2 protein-coding genes are annotated in these 2,331 nt (G+C 66.3%); both read left to right on the top strand.

All coding sequences use genetic code 11. The features are described from left to right. Positions 1 to 280: 280 nt before the first annotated feature. A complete protein-coding gene (locus tag ACSVDM_RS30745; RefSeq protein WP_439269163.1) occupies positions 281 to 1,180 on the top strand; it encodes an SDR family NAD(P)-dependent oxidoreductase in 900 nt (299 codons plus the stop codon). A gap of 84 nt (positions 1,181 to 1,264) precedes the next feature. After that, positions 1,265 to 2,257: a quinone oxidoreductase family protein gene (locus ACSVDM_RS30740; protein WP_439269162.1), complete on the top strand. Its 993-nt coding sequence runs from the start codon at positions 1,265 to 1,267 to the stop codon at positions 2,255 to 2,257. The last annotated feature ends 74 nt before the right edge of the window (positions 2,258 to 2,331 follow it).

The raw sequence follows: 2,331 nt of genomic DNA, 5'->3' as shown, positions 1-2,331 counted from the left end.
GGGTCGTCTCGACCGGTTGCCCGGTCGAGACGAACCTTCCCCGTGCACCCACACGGCGCCGCCACGTCGCGGGGCAGCCCGACCCTAACCGATCCAGTAGCTCGACCGTTTGAGCCGCGCCGACCCCAGCAGTGCCCCGTCCTAGCCGCTGATTTTCGTGCGATCCTTGCGTCACCACACACTCAGCGGCATATACTATTAAATATATTTTAAACCCGATGGGTCGCCTCGCGACCCGTCGACCTGCGTCCATGCCATGCATGGAGGGAAGTGAGAGACCATGTTGCGTTTCGACGGGAAGGTCGCCATCGTCACGGGCGGCGGCCGGGGGCTCGGCCGTTCGCACGCGCTGCTGCTGGCCTCACGGGGAGCATCGGTCGTAGTCAACGACTTCGGATCTTCTGCCGCCGGGCAAGGGTCCGATACCTCTCCGGCCGACGACGTGGTCTCCGAGATCATCGCGGCGGGTGGAAAGGCGGTGGCGAACCACGACAGTGTGACCACCGGAGCCGAGTCGATCGTGCAGACCGCGATCGACGCGTTCGGGCGTCTCGACATCCTCGTGAACAATGCCGGCATCAACCACATGACCCCTTTCGGGCCGGAGGCGATCGAAGGCATCCGGCAGCACATCGAGGTCAACTTTCTCGGCACCGCGGCTGTGACGGCCGCAGCCTGGCCGCATCTCATCGCGTCGGGCGCGGGGCGAGTGGTCAACACCGCGTCGCCGACGCTGGTCGGCTTCGAACAGCAGAGCGCCTACGTGGCCTCGAAGGGTGCGGTCTTCTCGTTCACCCGCACTCTCGCCATGGAGGCGCTCGCGGTCGGGATTCGTGTGAACGCGATCGCCCCCACCGCCTACACGCGCATGGCGGCGGAAGCGGAGATCCCCGATGATCTCAAGAAGAAGCTCGAGGCGACGATGACCACCGAAATGGTGTCTCCGACGGTCGCCTTCCTCGCGCACGAGGACTGTTCCATCACCGGCGAGACCCTCCTGAGCCAGGGTGGTCTGATGCAGCGCTTCGCACTCACGATGAACGACGGGTATACGAACCCCGAGGCCACGCCGGAGGACATCCAGGCGAACCTCGACGCCATCCTGGACGATGGCAGCAGCAAGCCGGTCGGAATCATCGGGTCCGAGAACGAGGGCTCGCTTCTCGACTTGTTCAACTGATCCTGACCAGGCCGGGGTGGGCATCGACCTCACCCCGGCCGGAGCTGTCGGGCACCGCTGACCCAGCTATCGCCAGGAGCACGCTTGACCGACACGATGCGCGCACTCGTTTCCGGAATCGGCCCCGACTGGGTACTACGAGAAGTTCCGCGACCGCAGCCCGCAGCAGGTCAGATCCTGGTGCGCAATCGGGCCGCCGCCACCAACAACGCCGACCTGCCGATGCTCGCCGCCGCGGACCCGACTCACGGCGGACACGGCAACCAGTTCATCGCCGGTTTCGAATACGCCGGTGAGGTAGCCGCGCTCGGCGACGGCGTGGACGGGTGGCAGGTCGGCGATCCGGTGATGGGGTCGATTCCCTCGTCGTTCGCCGAATACATCGTCGCCGATCAGCGCTTCGTCCTCCCCCGCCCCGGCGATCTCGATCCGGCCGTGGCGTGCGCGCTGCCGACCGGTCTGCTCACCGAACACGGCGCACTCACCGCTGCGAGATTCACTGCTGGACAGAGCGTGCTCATCACCGGCGCTTCCACCGGTATCGGACTCATCGGCGCCCAGTTGGCCAAAGCCCTCGGCGCCGCCCAGGTCATCGGCACCACGCGTACCGCCGCGAAACGCGAGCTGTTGGCGGAGGCGGGGGTCGACACGGTCATCGTCACCGACGAACAAGAGCTCACCGAAGCCACCCTCGATGCCACCGACGGTGAGGGCGTCGACGTGGTGCTCGACCACATCGCGGGCCAGACCTTCGCCCGATGCCTGCCCGCGACCAAGGTCGACGGTCACGTCGTCAATATCGGCCGCCTCGCCGGCCCGGCCTCCACCATCGACCTCGACGCCCTGTCCTACCGGCATCTCACGGTTCATGGAGTCTCATTCGGCTTCACCCGCGACCAGGAGATGGCCGACGTCATCGCCTCGCTCCTGCCCGAGGTGATCCCCGCCGTCGCTCGCGGGCAGATCCGACCGGTGATCGACAGCACCCTGGGCCTGACACAGGGCAAGGCAGCCGCCGATCGGCTGCGATCCGGCGAAGCAGTCGGAAAGATCGTGCTGGTCATGGGGAACGGATAAGCACGTTCGCCCCGGTTTCGATTTGCCGTCGTGATCATCGGCTCGTGAGCGCAGGCGCGGCATCGAAGTCGACC

It is taken from the genome of Nocardia sp. JW2 (assembly GCF_051843015.1).
Classification (GTDB): Bacteria; Actinomycetota; Actinomycetes; order Mycobacteriales; family Mycobacteriaceae; genus Nocardia; species Nocardia coubleae.
The sequence above is the reverse complement of the archived record's forward strand: the minus strand, read 5'-3'. Positions and strand labels throughout refer to the sequence as shown.